This window comes from Lyngbya aestuarii BL J (assembly GCF_000478195.2).
Classification (GTDB): Bacteria; Cyanobacteriota; Cyanobacteriia; order Cyanobacteriales; family Microcoleaceae; genus Capilliphycus; species Capilliphycus aestuarii.
The window spans coordinates 1-724 of the sequence record NZ_AUZM01000301.1 but is presented as its reverse complement, the minus strand read 5'-3'; the positions used below and the strand labels follow the sequence as shown (position 1 = coordinate 724).

The following is a 724-nucleotide window of genomic DNA, read 5'->3' as shown; positions in this document are numbered from 1 at the left end:
GGATGCTCCCTCAACTCAAAAAGGAATATCCTTGGCTCAAGGAAGATTGCTATTCATCGGTTCTCCAATGTGTAGCAATTAACCTAGACAGAGCCTATAAAAACTTTTTTAAAGGACAAGCTAAATTCCCTAGATTCAAGTCTAAACACCATAAGCAATCAATCCAATATCCCCAGAGTGTTACCGTCAAGGATGAATATCTAAAAGTCCCCAAGATTGGTGAAGTCAAAGCAGTATTTCACCGAGAAGTTACAGGGAAGATTAAAACGGTAACAATCTCTAAGTCTCCAACTGATAAATATTTTGCTTCAATTTTGTGTGAAGTTGAAGTAACTGATGTTAAGCGAACAGGAGATCAAATTATTGGGATTGATTTAGGGCTGAAAGATTTCGCAATTGTTCACGATGGAGAGCGGGTAACTAAATATGCTAACCCCAAGCATTTAAACCGCCACCAAAAGAATTTAGCCCTCAAACAGAAAAAACTTTCTCGAAAAACTCAAGGAAGTAAATCGAGAAAGAAATTCAGGAAAAAGGTGGCTAATGTTCACGAGAGAATAGCTAATTCCCGCCAAGATTTCTTGCACAAGTTATCAAGAAAGTTGGTAGATGAAAGCCAAGTCATTGTCGTTGAAAATCTCAACGTCAAGGGGATGGTTAAGAATCGTTTGTTATCCAAGTCAATATCTGATGTTGGATGGGGGATGTTTGTAAACTTTATGGA

At 38.0% G+C, this 724-nt stretch carries 1 protein-coding gene; it reads left to right on the top strand.

Annotated elements, in window-relative coordinates:
* Window positions 1–724 (top strand): RNA-guided endonuclease InsQ/TnpB family protein (locus M595_RS28220; RefSeq protein ID WP_023069954.1); only part of this gene is annotated, 724 nt, incomplete at both ends.